The following is a 19,417-nucleotide window of genomic DNA, read 5'->3' as shown; positions in this document are numbered from 1 at the left end:
GTCTGATCTGTCACCTATGTATCCGGTCATACAGCAGCGCCACCGGGGGAATATGCCGGGTTTATCACCCGGCATATTTTTTATCGCGGATAACCTTCCAGCAGCGTATTCAGGCGATCGGCCATCAATTCCCCGCGCCATCCCGCCATCATCTCCGGCAAGCCATTCTGCGGCTTCAGCTTCCAGTGCCAGTTAAGCAGCTGATTAATCTGACGGCGTGAAGCGAGCAGTTCCGCGCTCAGCTTGCTTTCCGTAGCCACCGCCTGCACCCGCGCTTTGATGTCCTTAAACGCTTTGCGATAGCCTGGCATATCCATCAGGTTCAGCAGCGGTTCCGGCAGCGCCTCTTCCGGTAACGCCTGCGCTTTTGCGACCAGCGCCAGCAGGGTTTTGCCGTGGAAACGGATTTCACTGCCCGAAAGCCCAATGCTGTCCAGCTCGCCGAGGCTGCCCGGCATATAGCGCGCAACCGCCCAGAGATGCTCTTCGCGAACCACAAAGTTAACGGCCAGATCGCGCTCGCGCGCTTTACGCAAGCGCCAGTCTGCCAGCAGCTGCAGGCACGCCAGCTGACGCGTACGCAGCTGCCAGGCGTTGCTGATGTCGCGCCAGGCCTCTTTCGGATCCACCACTTCCTGACGACGCAGCTGGGTCATACGGCACTCGTCCAGCGCGGCGGACAGCCAGCCGGATGCCTCGGCTTCTTTCATCAGCTGTCCGGCGATCGGCAGCAGGTAAAACACGTCAGCCGCCGCATACTCCAGCTGGCGCGCGGTAAGCGGACGCGCCAGCCAGTCGGTACGGGATTCGCTTTTATCCAGCGTCAGGCCCGTATACTCCTCAACCATGGCGGCAAAGCCCCAGGAGAGCGGTCGCCCGCTGAACGCCGCAAGGATCTGCGTATCAATCAGCGGCTGAGGCATGATGCCAAAGGTGTTCAGAAAGACTTCCAGATCTTCACTGCCTGCGTGCAGGTATTTCGTGACGGCGGTATCGAGCAGCAGATCGCGCATCGGCGTCCAGTCGGTAATGCCGAGAGGGTCGATCAGCGACACGTGTTTACCGTCGTACATCTGAATCAACCCCAGCTGCGGATAGTACGTCCGGGTACGGACAAACTCGGTATCCAGGGCAATGGCAGGAAAGTCGCGCGTCACTTCGCACAGCGAAGCCAGCTCGTCGTTGGTCGTGATCATCTGGTAATTCAAATCGGATTCTCTTTTGTTTGCGCCCATAAAAAACGCCGGCTTAACCGGCGTCTGGACGATTAACGTGAAGCTCAGGCCTTATTGTCTACTTTGGCACGGGCTTCGTCACGTAATTCTCGTCGTAATATCTTCCCGACGTTGGATTTCGGCAGCTCGTCGCGGAATTCCACCAGCTTCGGCACTTTATAGCCCGTCAGCTGACGACGACAAAACGTTATCAGCGCTTCCTCGGTGAGAGAAGGATCCTTCTTGACCACAAATATCTTCACCGCTTCACCGCTGCTGCCGGAAGGCACGCCGACCGCTGCCACTTCCAGCACGCCGCTGTGCTGCATCACCACGTCTTCGATCTCATTCGGATAGACGTTGAAGCCGGAGACCAGGATCATATCTTTCTTGCGATCGACAATGCGCAGGAAGCCCTCGTCATCCATCACCGCGATGTCACCGGTATGCAGCCAGCCGTCTTTGATGATTTCGTCGGTCGCATCGGGACGCTGCCAGTAGCCCAGCATGACCTGTGGACCTTTGACGCAAAGCTCACCCGGCTCACCCGGCGCGACTTCGTTATCGTTATCATCGACCAGTTTCGCTTCAGTGGAAGGAACGGGCAGGCCAATGCTTCCGCTGTGGTAGTCGATGTCATGCGGGTTAACGCTGACCAGCGGCGCGCACTCCGTCAGGCCATAGCCCTCCAGCAGATACTGGCCGGTAAGCTTCACCCAGCGCTCGGCCACCGCCTGCTGAACCGGCATGCCGCCGCCCGCAGAGAGATGGAGCGTGGAGAAGTCCAACTGCTGGAACTCTTTGTTATTAAGCAGCGCGTTAAACAGGGTATTTACCCCGGTCATGGCGGTGAACGGGTATTTTGCCAGCTCTTTCACCAGCCCCGGTATATCACGCGGGTTAGTAATCAGCACGTTTTGACCGCCGAGCTCAATAAACAGCAGGCAGTTCATGGTCAGTGCGAAAATGTGGTACAGCGGCAGCGCCGTAATGACCAGCTCTTTGCCGGGATGCAGCAGCGGCCCGTAGGTGGCATTGACCTGCTCAAGGTTCGCCAGCATGTTGCGGTGGGTCAGCATTGCGCCTTTCGCCACGCCGGTGGTACCGCCGGTATACTGCAGGAACGCGAGATCTTCTGAGACCACTTCCGGCTTAACGTACTGCATACGATAGCCCGCATGCAGCGCGCGGCGGAAGGAGATAGCGTCCGGCAGATGGTATTTTGGCACCAGACGTTTGACGTATTTGACGACAAAGTTAACCAGCGTGCCTTTGGCGGTGGAGAGCTGGTCCCCCATGCGCGTCAGGATGACGTGTTTCACCTGGGTTTTGTCGACCACTTTTTCCAGCGTATGGGCAAAGTTGGACACAATGACGATCGCAACCGCGCCGCTGTCGTTCAGCTGATGCTCCAGCTCGCGCGGGGTGTACAGCGGGTTGACGTTAACGACAATCATCCCGGCACGCAGGATACCGAACAGCGCCACCGGGTATTGCAGCAGGTTCGGCATCATTAGCGCGACGCGGTCCCCTTTTTGCAGCCCCAGCCCTTCCTGCAGGTACGCCGCAAACGCCCGGCTGCGCTCCTCCAGCTTACGGAACGTCATCACCTCGCCCATATTCACAAATGCGGGCTGGTCCGCGTAGCGCCTTACCGAGTGTTCAAATAATTCCACCAGGGATTGATAACGGTCAGGATTGATCTCAGCAGGAACATCTGCGGGATAACGGTTAAGCCAAACCTTCTTCAATGCATCACCTCTGAAATGAGTGTTCGTCGTCATCACAACCCCGATAATAAACAGTTTGTTAACATTATATTAACTCAGCGTACCAGTTTATTAATTGTTCAGATTTAAGGTTGCGAAGCGCGTCACTCTTTTTTTTCGTTTTATCCGTAAAAAAACAGAGACAGCGGCTGAGCCGCTGTCTCTTTTCTAGCAATAACAGTAAGTTACTCAGTAACGATCGTCTGTACCTGTGCAGGCCCCGGGTTATACCAGCCCCAGCCCGGGTAGCCGTAACGATAAGGATGTGGACCCCACATCCACGGATCGATCGGCTGAGGCGGCATGATCACCTGCTGTGCCAGCCGCCAGCGCTTGTAGCCGTTCACCTGCATGGTCATAAATTTATACGGCGTGCTGCCGATTTTGCCCTGTACGGCGCCGGTAATCGGCCCGACGACGGTCACCAGCTGTCCGCGAAAATCAACCGGATCGAGGAACCCGCTGACGTCCGCATAGATGCGCCCGCGGGAGGCCTCGCCCAGCACAGGCCGCGCGCCGCTGTCCAGCGGAACGGTGGCGATCTCCAGACGGGTTTTCCCCTGCTGGTTTTGTACATCGATGACCTTACCGCCGAAGCGCGCTTCCTGGCCGACGTACAGCTCAGGTGCATTCATCACCCGAACCAGATCCTGCTGTGGCGTCGGGCTGCTGCCCTTAATCGCATCAGGAACGGAAACGCATCCGCTCAGTGCTATGGCAACCGCGCCTGCCATAATAAGGCGTACTACTTTAGTCTGAACCGCCATGATGCGACTCCTTTTTCTCAGTTCCTGTTACTGAGATTCACTCGCGGCCCGGAAGTTTCTTCCACGCGACGGTGTTTCGCAAATAAACCGGTTCCGCGTGTTCAACGGCCACGGTTTTGCCTGCTGCGAGCAGCTGGCTGGCAATCGGAAGCATATCTTCCGCAGCCGGCAGAAGCATGTTGCCGTCCACCAGCGTCAGCCCGGTGCCGTTCGCCATCTCAGGCCACGCCTGCCAGCCCGTACCGACGGTCGCCCACTCGCCGGACAGCTGCTTCAGCCGTTCCGTCACCGCTTCCGGCTTAAGCACGGCTTCCGTCTCTTCACCGTGCCACACGCCCTGCTCGTCGCGGGTGTATTCGGCCCAGTAGACTTCGCCCATGCGGGCATCAATCGCTGCCAGGACGCGCGTTGCCCCGGTCATGCGCCATGCGCCCTGTGCCATGGTGGCGAGGGTAGAGACGCCGATCATCGGCAGTTCGGCGCCCAGCGCCAGCCCCTGCGCAATGCCAATCCCGATACGTACGCCCGTAAAGCTGCCGGGGCCGCGGCCAAAGGCCAGCGCGTCGAGGTCGGTTAAGGAGGTGTTGCCCTGGGTTAAAATGGCTTTTACCAGGGGCAGAATGCGTTGGGTGTGTTCCCGTGGGCACTCTTCGAAATGGGCAGAAACAGCACCGTCGTTCAACAGAGCAACAGAGCAAGCCTCTGTCGCGGTATCAATAGCCAGAATTCGCATCAGTCGTCGCGCTCTCGCAAGGGTCAGTCACAAAATGGCGCGCATCTTAGCACACTCCGGGGTAAATTACTCCGCCGTTGGGTTTGCCAGGAAACGCACCGCGCGTTTTATGTCCCGCGTCCGCGGTGCGGGCGGCAGGCTTGCAAGGAAGGTTGCCCCGTAAGGACGCATCACCAGCCGGTTATCGCAGATGACCAGCACGCCGCGATCGGTGACGTCACGGATTAAGCGCCCTACCCCTTGCTTAAGCGTAATGACCGCATCCGGCAGCTGAACCTCGTCAAACGGATCGCCGCCGCGCAGGCGGCAGTCTTCCATCCGCGCCTTCAGCAGCGGATCGTCCGGGGAGGTAAACGGCAGCTTATCAATGATCACCAGTGAAAGCGTGTCGCCGCGCACGTCCACCCCTTCCCAGAAGCTGCTGGTTGCGACCAGCAGGGCGTTACCGGCGCTAACGAACTGCTGCAGCAGCTGGCCTTTGCTGGTTTCGCCCTGCAGCAGCACCGGTAGCGTCATGGTGGCACGGAACTGCTCGGCGAGGTCGCGCATCATGGCGTGGGAGGTGCAGAGCATAAAGCAGCGGCCGTTATTGGCCTCGATCATCGGCTTCAGCATCGCCGCCAGCAGCCGGGCCGCACCCGGCTGGTTGGGAAGCGGCAGATTGCGCGGCACGCAGAGCAGCGCCTGCTTTTCGTAATCGAACGGGCTGGGCAGAAGCAGCGATTCCGCCTGCTCGATGCCGAGGCGCTCGGTGAAGTGGTGCAGGTCGTCATTCACCGACAGGGTTGCCGACGTGAAGATCCAGCTGCCCGGCTTTTGCGCCATCACCTCTTTAAATTTATCCGCCACCGTCAGCGGGGTGAGCGCAAGGGTAAAGTGGCGCGAGGTGCATTCGTACCAGTAGCTGTAACCCGGCTGGTTAATCTCTTTCAGCCGCTTCAGCCGCCCGCGATAGAGCGTGGCGCGTTCGAAGGCCGCATCCAGCAGCGCGGAGCGGCCGAGCGACAGTTTCGCCACGTCGTAGCAGAGCTCAAGCGCGTCATCGAGCAGCAGCAGCGCGCGCTGGATGTTTTTGTCCGCCAGCAGCTCGCGCAGGTTACCGCGATAGCCCGGCTCGCCGAGCTGTAAACGGAAATCCTGCGCGCTCTGCGCCAGACGGTCGGCGCACTTCTGCAGCTGCTGGGTATCTTTGAGTTCGGTCCGGTAAGCAATGGTGAAATCTTTCGCCAGATCCTGCAGCTGGCGGCTGGAGAGCGACTGCCCAAAATACTGGCTGGCGATGTCCGGCAGCTGGTGGGCTTCGTCGAAGATCATCACGTCCGCCTCCGGGATCAGCTCACCAAAGCCGCTGTCCTTGACGACCATATCCGCGAGGAACAGATGGTGGTTCACCACCACCACATCCGCATCCATCGCCGTTTTGCGCGCTTTCACCACGAAGCAGTCTTTATACAGCGGGCAGTCGCTGCCGAGGCAGTTGTCGTTGGTGCTGGTCACCAGCGGCCAGGCGGGAGAGTCTTCCGGCACGCTCGCGCAGGTGCTGATATCGCCCTCTTCGGTCTGGTTCGCCCAGGCGCGAAGAATAATAACGTCGCTCAGGGTTTGCACCGGCAGGTCACCGCCCGCCAGCGCCTGCTGCTCAAGGCGTTCCAGGCAGAGATAGTTGGATCGCCCCTTCAGCAGGGCCAGACGGCCTTTATATTTCAGCGCCTTTGCCACCGTGGGCAAATCGCGGCTGTAGAGCTGGTCCTGCAGGGCTTTCGAACCGGTCGAGATAATCACCTTTTTTTTCGCCCGCAGCGCCGGCGCAAGGTAAGCATAGGTTTTACCCGTGCCGGTACCCGCTTCGACCACCAGCGGCTGAGCCTTATCGATGGCGCGTGCAACGGCGTGCGCCATCTGTCGCTGAGGCTCACGGGGTTTGAAGCCGGGGATAGCCTGCGCTAATTGACCTTCAGGGGAAAAATCGTCTGCCACGGTGCTCTCTCACTGTATTTTTGCACAGGGATTATGTCAGCCCATCCTCTCCTGTGCCACCCCAAATAGTGACGACACGAGAACAATATGGCAGTCTTGCCGCCTGACGACGAAAAATAACGAGGAAACGTTTATGACAATTGTGCGCATTGATGCCGAAGCCCGCTGGTCTGATGTGGTGATCCACAACCAGACGCTCTACTACACCGGCGTCCCGGCGAACCTTGACGCGGATGCGTTTGAGCAGACGGCCAATACCCTGGCGCAGATTGACGCGGTGCTGGAAAAACAGGGCAGCGACAAATCCCGCATTCTGGATGCGACGATTTTCCTGGCGAACAAAGATGACTTCGCGGCAATGAACAAAGCCTGGAATGCGTGGGTGGTGGCGGGTCACGCGCCTGTACGCTGCACCGTACAGGCCACGCTGATGAAGCCGGAATACAAGGTTGAGATTAAGATTATCGCGGCAGTGTAAGCCGGTTATTCTTCATCTTCATCCTCAAAGCGCGCCACGATCCGCTCGCCGGTATGGGTGGCGCGAAGTTCTTCCGCGACCTGGGAAATTGCCTGTCCGCTGCTCATCCCCTGGGACATCAGCTCCTGAATACGTTCAACGGCTTTCTGCTGTTGGTCATGGCTGAGAGAAGGTAAACCTGCAAACATCGTTAACTCCTGCTAAATTATTCGCGCTAATTATTTCACGCTGCCCGGTAGTATGCCACACATGAACATGCGCTTCCCCACTGTTATTACCCTGCCCTGGCGGACAGACGCCGCTGAATACTGGTTTGCCCGCCTGAGCCATCTTCCGTTTGCGATGCTGCTGCACTCCGGCCATGCGGACCATCCCTACAGCCGCTTTGATATTCTGGTCGCCGATCCGCTGAAGACGCTGACAACCGATGACCTGTCGCTGACGGACGATCCGCTGGCGCAGCTTCAGCACGATATTAACGCGCTGGGCTTATCCGCTACGCCAAACCCGGACCTTCCCTTCCAGGGAGGCGCGCTGGGCCTGTTTGGCTATGATTTGGGTCGCCGTTTCGAAACGCTGCCCGAGCGTGCGCAGACTGATATTTCCCTGCCAGATATGGCCGTGGGGCTGTATGACTGGGCGTTAATCGTCGATCACCAGAAAAAAACGGTTTCCCTGCTGAGCCATCGTGACGTCCAGGCGCGTCTGGACTGGCTTGAGGCGCAACAGGCTGCACCCGCAGAGACGTTCACGCTGACCTCCGGCTGGCGCTCCAACATGAGCGCCGCGGAATATGGCGAAAAATTCTCGCGCGTTCAGGCGTATCTGCAAAGCGGCGACTGCTACCAGGTTAACCTCGCTCAGCGCTTCCAGGCGACCTATCGGGGAGATGAGTGGCAGGCGTTTACCCGCCTAAATGCCAGCAACAAGGCACCGTTTAGCGCGTTTGTTCGTCTGGAGCAGGGGGCGATCCTCAGCCTGTCGCCCGAGCGCTTTATTCACCTGGCGGAGGGGACCATTCAAACCCGCCCGATTAAAGGCACCTTGCCGCGTCTTGCCGATCCCGACGCCGACCGCAAGCAGGCGGAAAAACTCGCCGCCTCGCCAAAAGACCGCGCCGAAAACCTGATGATTGTCGATCTGATGCGCAACGACATTGGCCGGGTGGCCGTGCCGGGCAGCGTCCGCGTGCCGGAACTGTTTGTCGTTGAGCCTTTCCCGGCGGTGCATCATCTGGTCAGCACCATTACCGCGCGGCTGCCTGACTCGCGCACGGCCTGCGACCTGCTGCGCGCCGCGTTCCCGGGCGGCTCCATCACCGGTGCGCCGAAGGTGCGGGCAATGGAGATCATTGATGAACTGGAGCCCCACCGGCGCAATGCCTGGTGCGGCAGCATCGGCTATATCAGCCTGTGCGGCACGCTGGATACCAGCATTACCATCCGCACGCTGACCGCCTGCAACGGAAACCTTTACTGTTCGGCCGGGGGCGGGATTGTTGCCGATAGTCAGGTCGAGGCGGAATATCAGGAAACCTTTGATAAAGTTAACCGTATCCTGAAACTACTGGAGTAATCACGGGTGGAAAAAGAGAACCTGACGCTGGATGACTTTTTATCGCGTTTTCAGTTACTAAGACCGCAGGTCAACCGCGAAGCGCTGAATCAGCGTCAGGCGGCCGTGCTGATCCCGGTCGTGCGTCGCGCGAAGCCGGGCCTGCTGCTCACCCAGCGTTCCGCCCATTTACGTAAGCATGCCGGTCAGGTCGCTTTTCCGGGGGGCGCGGTAGACAGCTCCGACGCCTCGCTGATTGCCGCCGCGCTGCGCGAAGCGCAGGAAGAGGTGGCCATTCCGCCGGAGGCAGTGGAGGTCATCGGCGTGCTGCCGCCCGTCGACAGCGTTACCGGTTTCCAGGTCACGCCGGTGGTGGGCATTATCCCGCCGGGTCTGCAGTATCACGCCAGCGTTGATGAAGTCTCTGCGGTGTTTGAAATGCCGCTGGATGAAGCCCTTCGACTGAGTCGTTACCACCCGCTGGATATTCAGCGTCGCGGGCATGACCATCGGGTCTGGTTATCCTGGTATCAGCATTATTTTGTCTGGGGCATGACGGCGGGCATCATTCGTGAACTGGCGCTGCAGATCGGCCTGAAACCTTGACTATACTTTACATTCCGCCCTCTTCTGCCAGGTTTGCGATCTGCGTCGCGCTATTAGCAAAACCCATCGTTAACCATTAGTTTAATTCATGTGAATAGTTAAGCCGAGGTCGGTGTTCCCTCTTACACTATGCGCAGTTATAACATCGTTACTGGAACCCCGGTAACCCTGTCAGGAGTGTGAAAGTGATTAGTATATTCGACATGTTCAAAGTGGGAATTGGCCCTTCGTCTTCCCATACTGTTGGCCCGATGAAGGCCGGTAAACAGTTCGTCGATGATCTGGTCGAAAAAGGATTACTGGAAAGCGTTACCCGTGTGGCCGTGGATGTTTACGGCTCGCTGTCATTAACGGGTAAAGGCCACCACACCGATATCGCCATTATTATGGGTCTGGCAGGCAATATGCCGGATACCGTTGATATTGATGCCATTCCGGCATTCATCCGCGACGTGGAAACACGCGGCCGCCTGCTGCTGGCAAACGGCCAGCAGGAAGTCGATTTCCCGCAGGATGACGGCATGCGTTTTCGCAGCGACAACCTGCCGCTGCATGAAAACGGCATGACCATTCACGCATATAGCGGTGAAAAAGAGATCTACAGCAAAACGTACTACTCCATCGGCGGTGGTTTCATCGTGGATGAAGAGCATTTTGGCAAAGACAGCGTCGGCGACGTCAGCGTGCCGTACCCGTTCAAATCGGCGACCGAGATGCTGGGCTACTGCAAACAGACCGGTCTTTCCCTCTCCGGCATGGTGATGCAGAACGAACTGGCCCTGCACAGCAAACAAGAGATTGAAGACTATTTTGCCAACGTCTGGCAAACCATGCGCGCCTGTATCGATCGCGGGATGAACACCGAAGGCGTTCTGCCGGGTCCACTGCGCGTGCCGCGTCGTGCCTCTGCTCTGCGCCGTATGCTGGTAACCACGGACAAATTCTCCAACGACCCGATGAACGTGGTCGACTGGGTGAATATGTTTGCGCTTGCGGTTAACGAAGAGAACGCCGCCGGGGGCCGCGTCGTGACGGCGCCAACCAACGGCGCGTGCGGCATTGTTCCTGCGGTGCTGGCGTATTACGACCACTTTATTGAGCCCGTGACGCCGGACATCTATATCCGTTACTTCCTGGCGGCAGGTGCCATCGGCGCGCTGTACAAGATGAATGCCTCTATCTCCGGTGCGGAAGTGGGCTGTCAGGGTGAAGTCGGCGTGGCCTGCTCCATGGCGGCGGCGGGTCTGGCAGAGCTGTTGGGTGCAAGCCCTGAGCAGGTCTGCGTGGCGGCTGAAATCGGTATGGAACATAACCTCGGTCTGACCTGCGATCCGGTCGCGGGCCAGGTGCAGGTGCCGTGCATTGAGCGTAACGCGATTGCCTCGGTGAAAGCCATCAACGCCTCTCGTATGGCGATGCGCCGTACCAGCGAACCTCGCGTATCGCTGGATAAGGTGATTGAAACCATGTACGAAACGGGCAAAGACATGAACGCGAAATACCGCGAGACGTCCCGTGGTGGCCTGGCCATTAAGGTGCAGTGCGACTAATACTGCCTTTCGCCCATCTGCAACGGATGGGCGAATTTCCCTCTTCTTCCTCGTCTCCTTCTGCTTTCCCCACTACACTTTCACTGTTGCGTCCGGCTTTTGTGGCTGGTGGCTTACCAGGCGACCGTTCATGCAAACTGCACAAACGATCATTAAAAATTATCGCCGAAAACGCGTTATCGTCTGCGTGACGGTTGCGCTCCTCACGCTCATCCTGACGCTAGGCATTCGCTTTATCTCCCAGCGCAACGTTAACCAACAGCGGATCCTCGATTTTACCAGCCATACCGTTCGCGCCCTTGATAACGTTCTGCTTTCCCTGGAAAACCACCCCAACGTGCTGCAGCCGCTGGTGGGGCAGCCCTGCCTGCAGGTGCAACTGGCGCTGCGGCAGCAGGCAGCCATTTTGCAGACGGTACGCTCCATTGCCCTGATCGAAGACGGTATCCTGTACTGTTCGAGTATTTTCGGCAGCCGCAGCGAGCCTGTGCGTGACGTCCTTCAGGAGCTCCCTGCCAGCACGGCGAAGCTGATTTTATCGACCGACCAGTGGCTGCTTAAGGGCAGCCCTGTTTTGATCCAGTGGTATCCCGTCTCTCAGGACGGTGAAGATGGCGTCGTCGAGATTATCAATATCGACCTGATCGCCAGAATGATCCTTGAGCCCCAGCGTCCGCTCATCAATGACGTGGTGCTGACAGTCGGCAATCGCTTTTTACGCTACGGTCAACGCGTCACCGACAGCCTGACGTTTGATGAGGAGAGCGCCCTTTTCCAGCAGTCTTCAACCCAAAATCCTTTCACGATTACGGTCGGCGGACCTGGCCCCGGAGAGTTAGCCTTAAAAAGCCTGCCCGCCCAGCTGCCGCTGGGACTGATGCTCAGCCTGCTGCTGGGCTATCTCGCCTGGCTGGCGACGGCAAACCGGATGAGCTTTACGTGGGAGATCGATATGGGCATTGCGGCGCGGGAATTTGAGCTTTTCTGCCAGCCGCTGGTGAATGCCCGCACCCAGGCGTGCACTGGCGTGGAGATCCTGCTGCGCTGGAATAACCCCCGTCAGGGTTGGATCACCCCGGAGGTGTTTATCCCTCTGGCAGAAGAACATAACCAGATTGTCCCCCTGACCCGCTACGTCATCGCCGAAACGGTGCGCCAGATAGGCTACTTCCCGTCCAGCCCCGGTTTTCACATCGGCATTAACGTCGCCGCCAGCCATTTCCGCCACGCAGTATTGATACAGGATCTGAACCGTCTCTGGTTCAGCGCCAATCCGCGACAGCAGTTGGTAATTGAACTCACGGAACGGGATGCGCTGCTGGATGCGGATTATCGCATCGTGCGTGAACTGCATCGCAAAGGCGTGAAGCTTGCTATCGACGATTTCGGCACCGGGAACAGCTCCCTCTCCTGGCTTGAAAAGCTGCACCCGGACGTCCTGAAGATTGACCAGTCTTTTACGACCGCCATCGGCACCGACGCCGTGAACTCAACGGTGACGGACATGATCATTGCGCTGGGCCAGCGGCTGAATATCGAACTGGTGGCGGAAGGGGTTGAGACAGAGGAGCAGGCGCGCTATTTACGCCGTCACGGCGTACCTGTGCTGCAGGGATTTTTCTATGCGCGGCCGATGCCGCTGCGGGACTTTCCAGACTGGCTGGCGGGAAGTGCTCCCCCGCCAGCGCGTCATAACGGGCACATCGTGCCCTTAATGCCGCTGCGTTAAGCAGACTTACTCATCTTCATCGTGGGCAGATTGTTCTTTAACAATGCGGACCATATCAACACGATAGTCGTTGGCTTCGACAATGGTAATGTGCAGCGGCGGCAGCTCAATCACATCGCCAACGCGCGGGATCTGCCCGTTCACGGCGATAACCAGACCGGCAACGGTCGCGATGTCTTCTTCATCGTTGACCACGTTTTCCAGCCCCAGCGTGTGCGAGAGCGCGTGCAGGTCGGTCGTACCTTTAACCAGCCAGCCTTCGCCGTCGGCAACAATTTCCGGCGTTTCGTCTTCATCCGGGAATTCACCGGCGATCGCTTCCAGCACGTCCAGCGGCGTCACCAGCCCCTGCACCACGCCAAACTCGTTGGTGACGATAACAAAGCTACCGCGCGCGCGGCGCAGCACACCGAGCAGGTTGATCGGATCCAGCGTTTCCGGCACCACAATCGCAGGCGATGCGGCAGCAACGGCTTCGACGTTAACGCCTTCTTCCAGAGCGACCAGCATCTCTTTTGCCCTGACCACGCCGATGATCTCATCCAGCTCGCCGCGACACACCGGGAACAGGCTGTGCGGTGAAGAGAGCAGCTGCTGGCGAATTTCATCCACGCTCAGGTTAGCATCGACCCAGCTGATCTCCCCGCGCGGCGTCATGATGCCGCGCAGCGAACGGGAGGCCAGAGAGAGCACGCCGTTAATCATGTAGCGTTCCTGTTCCACAAACGCCCCTTCCGGCACCGGAACCGGGTTGTGGTTTTCGGAATCAGACTGAACGTTCACCTGACGACGACCGCCCATCAAACGCAGAATGGCATCCGCGGTACGGGCGCGCAGCGGCTGATTTGACTGCTGCTTAATAAAGTTACGACGCGCAATCTGGTTGAACAGCTCGATCAGGATCGAGAAGCCAATCGCAGCGTACAGGTAGCCTTTCGGAATATGGAAGCCAAAGCCTTCCGCCACCAGGCTCAGACCAATCATCAGCAGGAAGCTCAGACACAGCACCACCACCGTCGGATGCTGGTTCACGAAACGCGTCAGCGGTTTCGACGCCAGCAGCATGACCGCCATCGCAATAACCACCGCTGCCATCATGACCGGCAGGTGGTTCACCATGCCGACCGCCGTGATCACCGCATCCAGCGAGAAGACCGCATCCAGCACCACGATCTGCAGCACCACTACCCAGAAGCTGGCATACCCTTTACCGTGACCATCATCGTGCTGCCGGTTTTCCAGCCGCTCATGGAGCTCTGTCGTCGCTTTGAAGAGCAGGAATATCCCCCCGATCAGCATGATCAAATCACGGCCGGAGAAGGTGTAATCCATGACGGAGAATAACGGTTTGGTCAGCGTGACCATCCACGAGATAACGGAGAGCAGACCCAGTCGCATGACCAGCGCCAGCGAGAGACCAATCAGACGCGCTTTATCACGCTGTTTTGGGGGCAGCTTATCCGCAAGGATGGCGATAAACACCAGGTTATCGATGCCGAGAACAATCTCCAGCACCACCAGCGTGAGCAATCCTACCCAGATTGACGGGTCCATTAAGAATTCCATGACAAGCTCCTGCTAAAGGAATGACGAAACGGTGCCCCACTCAACGTGGGCAAAACAGAGGCAGACAGAGTCGATACGTGGCGAGGATCGCCGGTGAAAAAGGCGCGAAATGGCCTGAAAGATGACTGACGTCGGTGACGGTCCATATAGTGGGCTGTAGCCCTATACTCCTGAACAATTAAACGGAGGCTAAACATATCAGACACAATGCATTTTTAGCAAAGATTTACGTTCCTTTGCAAAGATCTGTAACACAGTGGCTGTACCCTTAAGATAATTCTGTCGCGCGTGGCTAAATTACGGATCTTCATCACATAAATTATTTTTTCACTATCTAAAATAATTCGCGGAAGTCTTAGTTTTTTGAACTCTAACCCTTATCTGAATCGATTCGGTTCGCCAATACGATTCTCAGTACGACTGCCCGGCAGGCGTATTAATGATAATAAAAGGAGGTAGCAAGTGACCATTGCTATTGTCATAGGCACACATGGTTGGGCTGCTGAGCAGCTACTCAAAACGGCAGAGATGCTGTTGGGCGAGCAGGAAAACGTCGGCTGGATCGATTTCGTTCCCGGTGAAAACGCCGAGACGCTGATTGAGAAGTACAACGCTCAACTCGCGAAGCTGGATACCAGCAAGGGCGTGCTGTTTCTCGTTGATACATGGGGCGGCAGCCCGTTCAATGCTGCCAGCCGCATTGTCGTCGATAAAGAGCACTATGAAGTTGTCGCCGGGGTCAATATCCCCATGCTGGTGGAAACCTTCATGGCGCGCGACGACAATCCGTCTTTCGACGAGCTGGTGGCCCTGGCCGTTGAAACGGGCCGTGAAGGGGTGAAAGCCCTGAAAGCACAGCCGGTGGAAAAACCTGCCCCTGCGCCCGCAGCGGCACCGAAAGCGGCAGCGCCGGCAAAACCGATGGGTCCGAATGATTACATGGTGATTGGCCTTGCGCGTATTGATGACCGCCTCATCCACGGTCAGGTTGCCACGCGCTGGACCAAAGAGACCAACGTTCAACGCATTATCGTGGTCAGCGACGAAGTGGCCGCCGACACCGTTCGTAAAACCCTTCTGACACAGGTTGCTCCGCCTGGCGTTACCGCGCACGTCGTGGATGTCGCCAAGATGATCCGCGTTTACAACAACCCGAAATATGCGGGCGAACGCGTAATGCTCCTGTTCACTAACCCGACAGACGTTGAGCGCATTGTTGAAGGCGGCGTGAAAATCACCTCCGTTAACATTGGTGGTATGGCCTTCCGTCAGGGCAAAACGCAGGTCAACAACGCCATTTCAGTTGATGCGAAAGATATCGAGGCATTCAACAAGCTGAATGCGCGCGGTATTGAGCTGGAAGCCCGTAAGGTTTCCACGGATCAAAAACTGAAAATGATGGATTTGATCGGCAAAGTTGGGAAATAAGCCCGCGCCGGTTCTCACATAAAGTTTATGTAATAGGAGAAGTGCAATGGAGATTACCACTCTTCAGATTGTACTGGTGTTCGTCGTCGCATGTATTGCGGGTATGGAATCCGTACTTGATGAATTTCAGTTCCACCGCCCTCTGGTGGCCTGTACGCTGATTGGGGCCGTTCTGGGTGACATGAAAACCGGTATCATCATCGGTGGTACCCTGGAAATGATCGCCTTGGGCTGGATGAACATCGGTGCGGCAGTTGCGCCTGATGCCGCGCTGGCCTCTATCATTTCGACCGTTCTGGTTATTGCCGGTCACCAGAGTATTGGTGCAGGTATCGCCCTGGCGATCCCGCTGGCTGCCGCAGGCCAGGTTCTGACCATCATTGTTCGTACTATCACCGTAGCCTTCCAGCACGCAGCGGATAAGGCCGCCGAAAACGGCAACCTCACGGCACTGTCGTGGATCCACGTTTCTTCCCTGTTCCTGCAGGCGATGCGTATCGCGATCCCGGCGGTTATCGTGGCGATCTCCGTCGGTACCAGTGAAGTCCAGAGCATGCTGAACGCCATTCCTGAAGTGGTCACCGGCGGTCTGAACATCGCGGGCGGCATGATCGTGGTCGTTGGTTATGCGATGGTCATCAACATGATGCGCGCAGGCTACCTGATGCCGTTCTTCTACCTCGGCTTCGTGACCGCTGCCTTCACCAACTTCAACCTGGTTGCACTGGGTGTGATTGGTGCGGTAATGGCGATTCTCTACATCCAGCTCAGCCCGAAATATAACCGCGTCGCGGGTGCCCCAGCGCAGGCTGCTGGTAACAACGATCTCGATAACGAACTGGACTAACAGGTGAGCGACATGGTTGATATGACAAAAACTACCACCGAGAAAAAACTCACTCCGGGTGATATTCGTGGCGTGTTCATCCGTTCTAACCTGTTTCAGGGTTCATGGAACTTCGAACGTATGCAGGCGCTGGGTTTCTGCTTCTCCATGGTTCCGGCGATCAAACGCCTGTATCCGGAAAACAACGAAGCGCGCCGTCAGGCCATCAAGCGTCACCTGGAATTCTTTAACACCCATCCTTACGTTGCGGCGCCCGTTCTGGGCGTAACGCTGGCGATGGAAGAGCAGCGTGCGAACGGTGCAGAGATTGACGACGGTGCCATCAACGGTATCAAAGTCGGCCTGATGGGCCCGCTGGCCGGCGTTGGTGACCCTATCTTCTGGGGTACCGTTCGTCCGGTCTTCGCCGCACTGGGCGCCGGTATCGCGATGAGCGGCAGCCTGCTTGGTCCTCTGCTGTTCTTCATCCTGTTCAACGCCGTGCGTCTGCTGACCCGTTACTACGGCGTGGCCTACGGCTACCGTAAAGGGGTGGACATCGTTAAGGACATGGGCGGCGGCTTCCTGCAGAAACTGACTGAGGGGGCGTCAATCCTCGGCCTGTTTGTCATGGGGGCACTGGTTAACAAGTGGACGCACGTGAACATCCCGCTGGTGGTATCGACCATCACCGGACAGGATGGTCAGACCCGCGTCACCACCGTGCAGACGATTCTGGACCAGCTGATGCCGGGCCTGGTCCCGCTGCTGTTGACCTTCGCCTGTATGTGGCTGCTGCGTAAGAAAGTGAACCCGCTGTGGATCATCGTTGGCTTCTTCGTCATCGGTATCGCGGGTTACGCCGTCGGCCTGCTGGGTCTGTAATGCAATAACGTTAGACGCCGGGGGCTTGCCCCCGGTTTTTTATTGGTTATCTGGAGGAAGAATGACTGCCACGGACATCGTACTGGTTTTATTTATTATTGCCCTTCTGGCTTATGCGATCTATGACGAGTTCATCATGCCGCGCCGTCACGGCGAGACGCTGCTCTCCCTTCCCCTGCTACGACGCGGGCGCGTGGATGCCTTTATCTTCGTGGGCCTCATCGCCATTCTTATTTACAATAACGTCACCAGCCATGGTGCATTATTAACCACATGGTTATTATGTGCGCTGGCATTAATGGCGATTTATCTGTTCTGGATCCGCATACCAAAAATCATTTTTAAATCCCACGGATTCTTCTTCGCCAATGTATGGATAGAATATAACCGTATTAAAGAGATGAATTTATCCGAGGACGGCGTGCTGGTGATGCAATTAGAACAACGCCGCCTGCTTATTCGGGTGAAGAATATTGATGACCTGGAAAAGATATACAAATTACTCGTTAAGACTCAATGAGTTAGATATATAGCAATGGCTATAACTTGTCTTTATTTTGCGCAGGAAATATAGCCAAAGCTATATCCACACCGTTAATTTTATCTCTATTTGTTAACGATATTTTCACGCTTAAAGACAAATGAAAATCGTTATCAACAAACGATTTAAATAATGCCTCTTCATTGTTGTTTTATATTCTCAAAATATGTTAAGGTTGCGCCCGTCGTTGGGGAGTAGCCGATTTCCTGTTCGCAGGAAATGTACGTGTCAACATACTCGTTGAAAAACGTGGCACGTACGGATCGCTTACCGCATGTCTTATGTGCGTTGCGATCAGGCGAGACCATAGATACATCAACTGCTGTTTACTGGGGGCAGTGATGTGTCATATGGATATCCCCGGTCTGGACGCTGTTATGAATATCTCCGCTACGATCCTTCTCGCTTTTGGCATGTCCATGGACGCATTCGCTGCTTCCATCGGGAAAGGCGCCACGCTCCACAAACCTAAATTCTCAGAAGCCCTGCGTACCGGCCTGATTTTTGGCGCTATCGAAACGCTGACCCCGCTTCTCGGCTGGGGACTTGGCATGCTCGCCAGCCAGTTCGTGCTGGAGTGGAACCACTGGATTGCCTTCGTCCTGCTGGTGTTTCTCGGTGGCCGAATGGTCATTGAAGGTTTTCGCGGCGGCGATGATGAAGACGAGGAGCCGCAGCACCGCCACGGCTTCTGGCTGCTGGTCACCACGGCCATTGCCACCAGCCTTGATGCGATGGCCGTCGGCGTCGGTCTGGCTTTTTTGCAGGTCAATATTATCGCCACCGCGCTGGCTATTGGCTGTGCAACCCTGATTATGTCCACGCTGGGCATGATGGTCGGACGGTTTATCGGCCCGCTGCTGGGTAAACGCGCCGAGATCCTCGGGGGAATTGTGCTGATTGGCATTGGTGCCCAGATCCTCTGGGCACACTTCGCCGGTTAATCTTCGCGCTGCCAGACGTGGATGCTGAAGTCCGTCTGGCAGCGAAATGTTGAGTGTGCCGCTAACGTTTCCCATACCTCAGGTTTTGCCCGCCACGCGAACGGCGTCATCTGCAATAACGCGACGGCCTCTTCCCCTTTCAGCATCATTTCGTACGCCACCGATTCCGCCTGCTTCAGGGTAAAACCGGCCAGCTGTTCAGAATGAGGGGCATGGAGACGCACTTCGTCGTAGATCAGCCCTTTCAGCTCCATCAGATGACGCGGACCTGGCGTCACGGTGACCACCCATCCGCCCGGTTTCACGACGCGCGCCAGCTCCTCCGCCTTACACGGCGCGTAGATGCGGATAACAGCGTCCATGCTGGCATCGTCAAACGGCAGCCGGTGGCTGGACGCCACGCAGAACGTCACGTCGGTATAACGTTTTGCCGCCGCGCGAATGGCCACTTTCGACACGTCCAGACCGAATGTCTGTGCGCCCTTCTCACGAGCAACCTCCGCAAACCGTGCGGTGTAGTACCCTTCCCCACAGCCGATATCGAGCATGGCGGTGGCGGAAGCCGACAGAATGTCATTCAGCCTCTGCGCGACGGTCTCCCGCAGCGGCAGATAATGCCCGGCATCGAGAAACGCGCGGCGCGCCCGCATCATCTCTGCACTGTCGCCAGGATCGCGCGAGCGCTTATGCTGCACCGGCAGAAGATTCACGTAGCCTTCTTTTGCCTGGTCAAACTGATGCCCCTGCGGACAGGTATAACGTTTATCTGAGTAGGTCAGGGGGGCGTGACAAAGGGGACAGCTGAAGGACATGGCTACTCCGGAGCATAATCAAAGGGCGAAGTGTACCG

At 57.1% G+C, this 19,417-nt stretch carries 19 protein-coding genes and 1 riboswitch; of the genes, 10 read left to right on the top strand and 9 right to left on the bottom strand.

Annotated elements, in window-relative coordinates:
* Positions 1-80: 80 nt before the first annotated feature.
* The 5 genes from rnd to ACVCAM_RS09520 form a co-directional block, all read right to left on the bottom strand.
* Complete coding sequence (rnd, locus tag ACVCAM_RS09540) at positions 81-1,196, bottom strand: ribonuclease D (protein WP_155267959.1); 1,116 nt, start codon at positions 1,194-1,196, stop codon at positions 81-83.
* Positions 1,197-1,279: 83 nt separating this feature from the next.
* Positions 1,280-2,965 carry a long-chain-fatty-acid--CoA ligase FadD gene (fadD, locus tag ACVCAM_RS09535; RefSeq protein ID WP_014884268.1) on the bottom strand — a complete coding sequence of 562 codons (1,686 nt, stop codon included), beginning with the start codon at positions 2,963-2,965 and terminating at the stop codon, positions 1,280-1,282.
* A gap of 203 nt (positions 2,966-3,168) precedes the next feature.
* Positions 3,169-3,750: a Slp family lipoprotein gene (locus ACVCAM_RS09530; RefSeq protein ID WP_023293933.1), complete on the bottom strand. Its 582-nt coding sequence runs from the start codon at positions 3,748-3,750 to the stop codon at positions 3,169-3,171.
* A gap of 37 nt (positions 3,751-3,787) precedes the next feature.
* Positions 3,788-4,483: a tRNA (adenosine(37)-N6)-threonylcarbamoyltransferase complex dimerization subunit type 1 TsaB gene (gene tsaB / locus ACVCAM_RS09525; protein WP_008500500.1), complete on the bottom strand. Its 696-nt coding sequence runs from the start codon at positions 4,481-4,483 to the stop codon at positions 3,788-3,790.
* A gap of 66 nt (positions 4,484-4,549) precedes the next feature.
* Positions 4,550-6,460: an ATP-dependent DNA helicase gene (locus tag ACVCAM_RS09520; protein ID WP_023325496.1), complete on the bottom strand. Its 1,911-nt coding sequence runs from the start codon at positions 6,458-6,460 to the stop codon at positions 4,550-4,552.
* A 133-nt stretch (positions 6,461-6,593) separates the two neighbouring features.
* On the opposite strand from ACVCAM_RS09520, the gene ACVCAM_RS09515 reads away from it, so the two are divergent.
* On the top strand, positions 6,594-6,938 hold the full coding sequence (locus ACVCAM_RS09515; protein ID WP_407223466.1) for a RidA family protein: 345 nt from the start codon (positions 6,594-6,596) through the stop codon (positions 6,936-6,938).
* A gap of 5 nt (positions 6,939-6,943) precedes the next feature.
* Here the strand turns inward: ACVCAM_RS09515 and ACVCAM_RS09510 are convergent, their stop codons facing one another.
* The gene (locus ACVCAM_RS09510) at positions 6,944-7,126 is read right to left on the bottom strand and encodes a YoaH family protein (protein WP_003859925.1); all 183 of its coding nucleotides are present in this window, start codon (positions 7,124-7,126) and stop codon (positions 6,944-6,946) included.
* Positions 7,127-7,187: 61 nt separating this feature from the next.
* On the opposite strand from ACVCAM_RS09510, the gene pabB reads away from it, so the two are divergent.
* From pabB to ACVCAM_RS09490, 4 genes are all read left to right on the top strand, one after another.
* Positions 7,188-8,513: an aminodeoxychorismate synthase component 1 gene (pabB, locus tag ACVCAM_RS09505; RefSeq protein WP_407223467.1), complete on the top strand. Its 1,326-nt coding sequence runs from the start codon at positions 7,188-7,190 to the stop codon at positions 8,511-8,513.
* 6 nt (positions 8,514-8,519) lie between these two features.
* Positions 8,520-9,098, top strand: a complete 579-nt coding sequence (locus ACVCAM_RS09500; RefSeq protein WP_023325498.1) for a CoA pyrophosphatase — start codon at positions 8,520-8,522, stop codon at positions 9,096-9,098.
* A 185-nt stretch (positions 9,099-9,283) separates the two neighbouring features.
* A complete protein-coding gene (gene sdaA / locus ACVCAM_RS09495) occupies positions 9,284-10,648 on the top strand; it encodes an L-serine ammonia-lyase (protein ID WP_008500494.1) in 1,365 nt (454 codons plus the stop codon).
* Positions 10,649-10,778: 130 nt separating this feature from the next.
* Complete coding sequence (locus tag ACVCAM_RS09490; RefSeq protein ID WP_447093578.1) at positions 10,779-12,377, top strand: EAL domain-containing protein; 1,599 nt, start codon at positions 10,779-10,781, stop codon at positions 12,375-12,377.
* A 6-nt stretch (positions 12,378-12,383) separates the two neighbouring features.
* Here ACVCAM_RS09490 and yoaE read toward each other — a convergent pair whose 3' ends face one another.
* Positions 12,384-13,943 (bottom strand): CNNM family cation transport protein YoaE, encoded by a 1,560-nt coding sequence (gene yoaE, locus ACVCAM_RS09485; protein ID WP_008500492.1) that lies wholly within the window; start codon positions 13,941-13,943, stop codon positions 12,384-12,386.
* The gene (locus ACVCAM_RS09480) at positions 13,931-14,089 is read right to left on the bottom strand and encodes a protein YoaL (protein ID WP_371258203.1); all 159 of its coding nucleotides are present in this window, start codon (positions 14,087-14,089) and stop codon (positions 13,931-13,933) included. Before ACVCAM_RS09480 ends, yoaE begins: the two co-directional genes overlap by 13 nt.
* 316 nt (positions 14,090-14,405) lie before the next feature.
* On the opposite strand from ACVCAM_RS09480, the gene manX reads away from it, so the two are divergent.
* The 5 genes from manX (at position 14,406) to mntP (ending at position 18,567) form a co-directional block, all read left to right on the top strand.
* Entirely contained in the window at positions 14,406-15,371 is a 966-nt protein-coding gene (gene manX / locus ACVCAM_RS09475; RefSeq protein WP_008500491.1) for a PTS mannose transporter subunit IIAB, read from the top strand.
* 46 nt (positions 15,372-15,417) lie between these two features.
* Positions 15,418-16,218, top strand: a complete 801-nt coding sequence (gene manY / locus ACVCAM_RS09470) for a PTS mannose transporter subunit IIC (protein ID WP_008500490.1) — start codon at positions 15,418-15,420, stop codon at positions 16,216-16,218.
* A 12-nt stretch (positions 16,219-16,230) separates the two neighbouring features.
* Positions 16,231-17,082, top strand: a complete 852-nt coding sequence (locus ACVCAM_RS09465; RefSeq protein ID WP_006810994.1) for a PTS mannose transporter subunit IID — start codon at positions 16,231-16,233, stop codon at positions 17,080-17,082.
* A gap of 61 nt (positions 17,083-17,143) precedes the next feature.
* Positions 17,144-17,602: a DUF986 family protein gene (locus ACVCAM_RS09460; RefSeq protein ID WP_023293940.1), complete on the top strand. Its 459-nt coding sequence runs from the start codon at positions 17,144-17,146 to the stop codon at positions 17,600-17,602.
* Between the two features lie 198 nt (positions 17,603-17,800).
* Positions 17,801-17,991: riboswitch (yybP-ykoY riboswitch) on the top strand.
* A gap of 9 nt (positions 17,992-18,000) precedes the next feature.
* Entirely contained in the window at positions 18,001-18,567 is a 567-nt protein-coding gene (mntP, locus tag ACVCAM_RS09455; RefSeq protein ID WP_023293941.1) for a manganese efflux pump MntP, read from the top strand.
* Here mntP and rlmA read toward each other — a convergent pair.
* Positions 18,564-19,379, bottom strand: a complete 816-nt coding sequence (gene rlmA / locus ACVCAM_RS09450; protein ID WP_179367172.1) for a 23S rRNA (guanine(745)-N(1))-methyltransferase — start codon at positions 19,377-19,379, stop codon at positions 18,564-18,566. The genes mntP and rlmA overlap by 4 nt on opposite strands.
* Positions 19,380-19,417: the final 38 nt, after the last annotated feature.

The organism is Enterobacter sp. CFEC122, from assembly GCF_052983755.1.
Note: the sequence above shows the minus strand (reverse complement) of the source record. Positions and strands in the feature narration are given on the sequence as shown.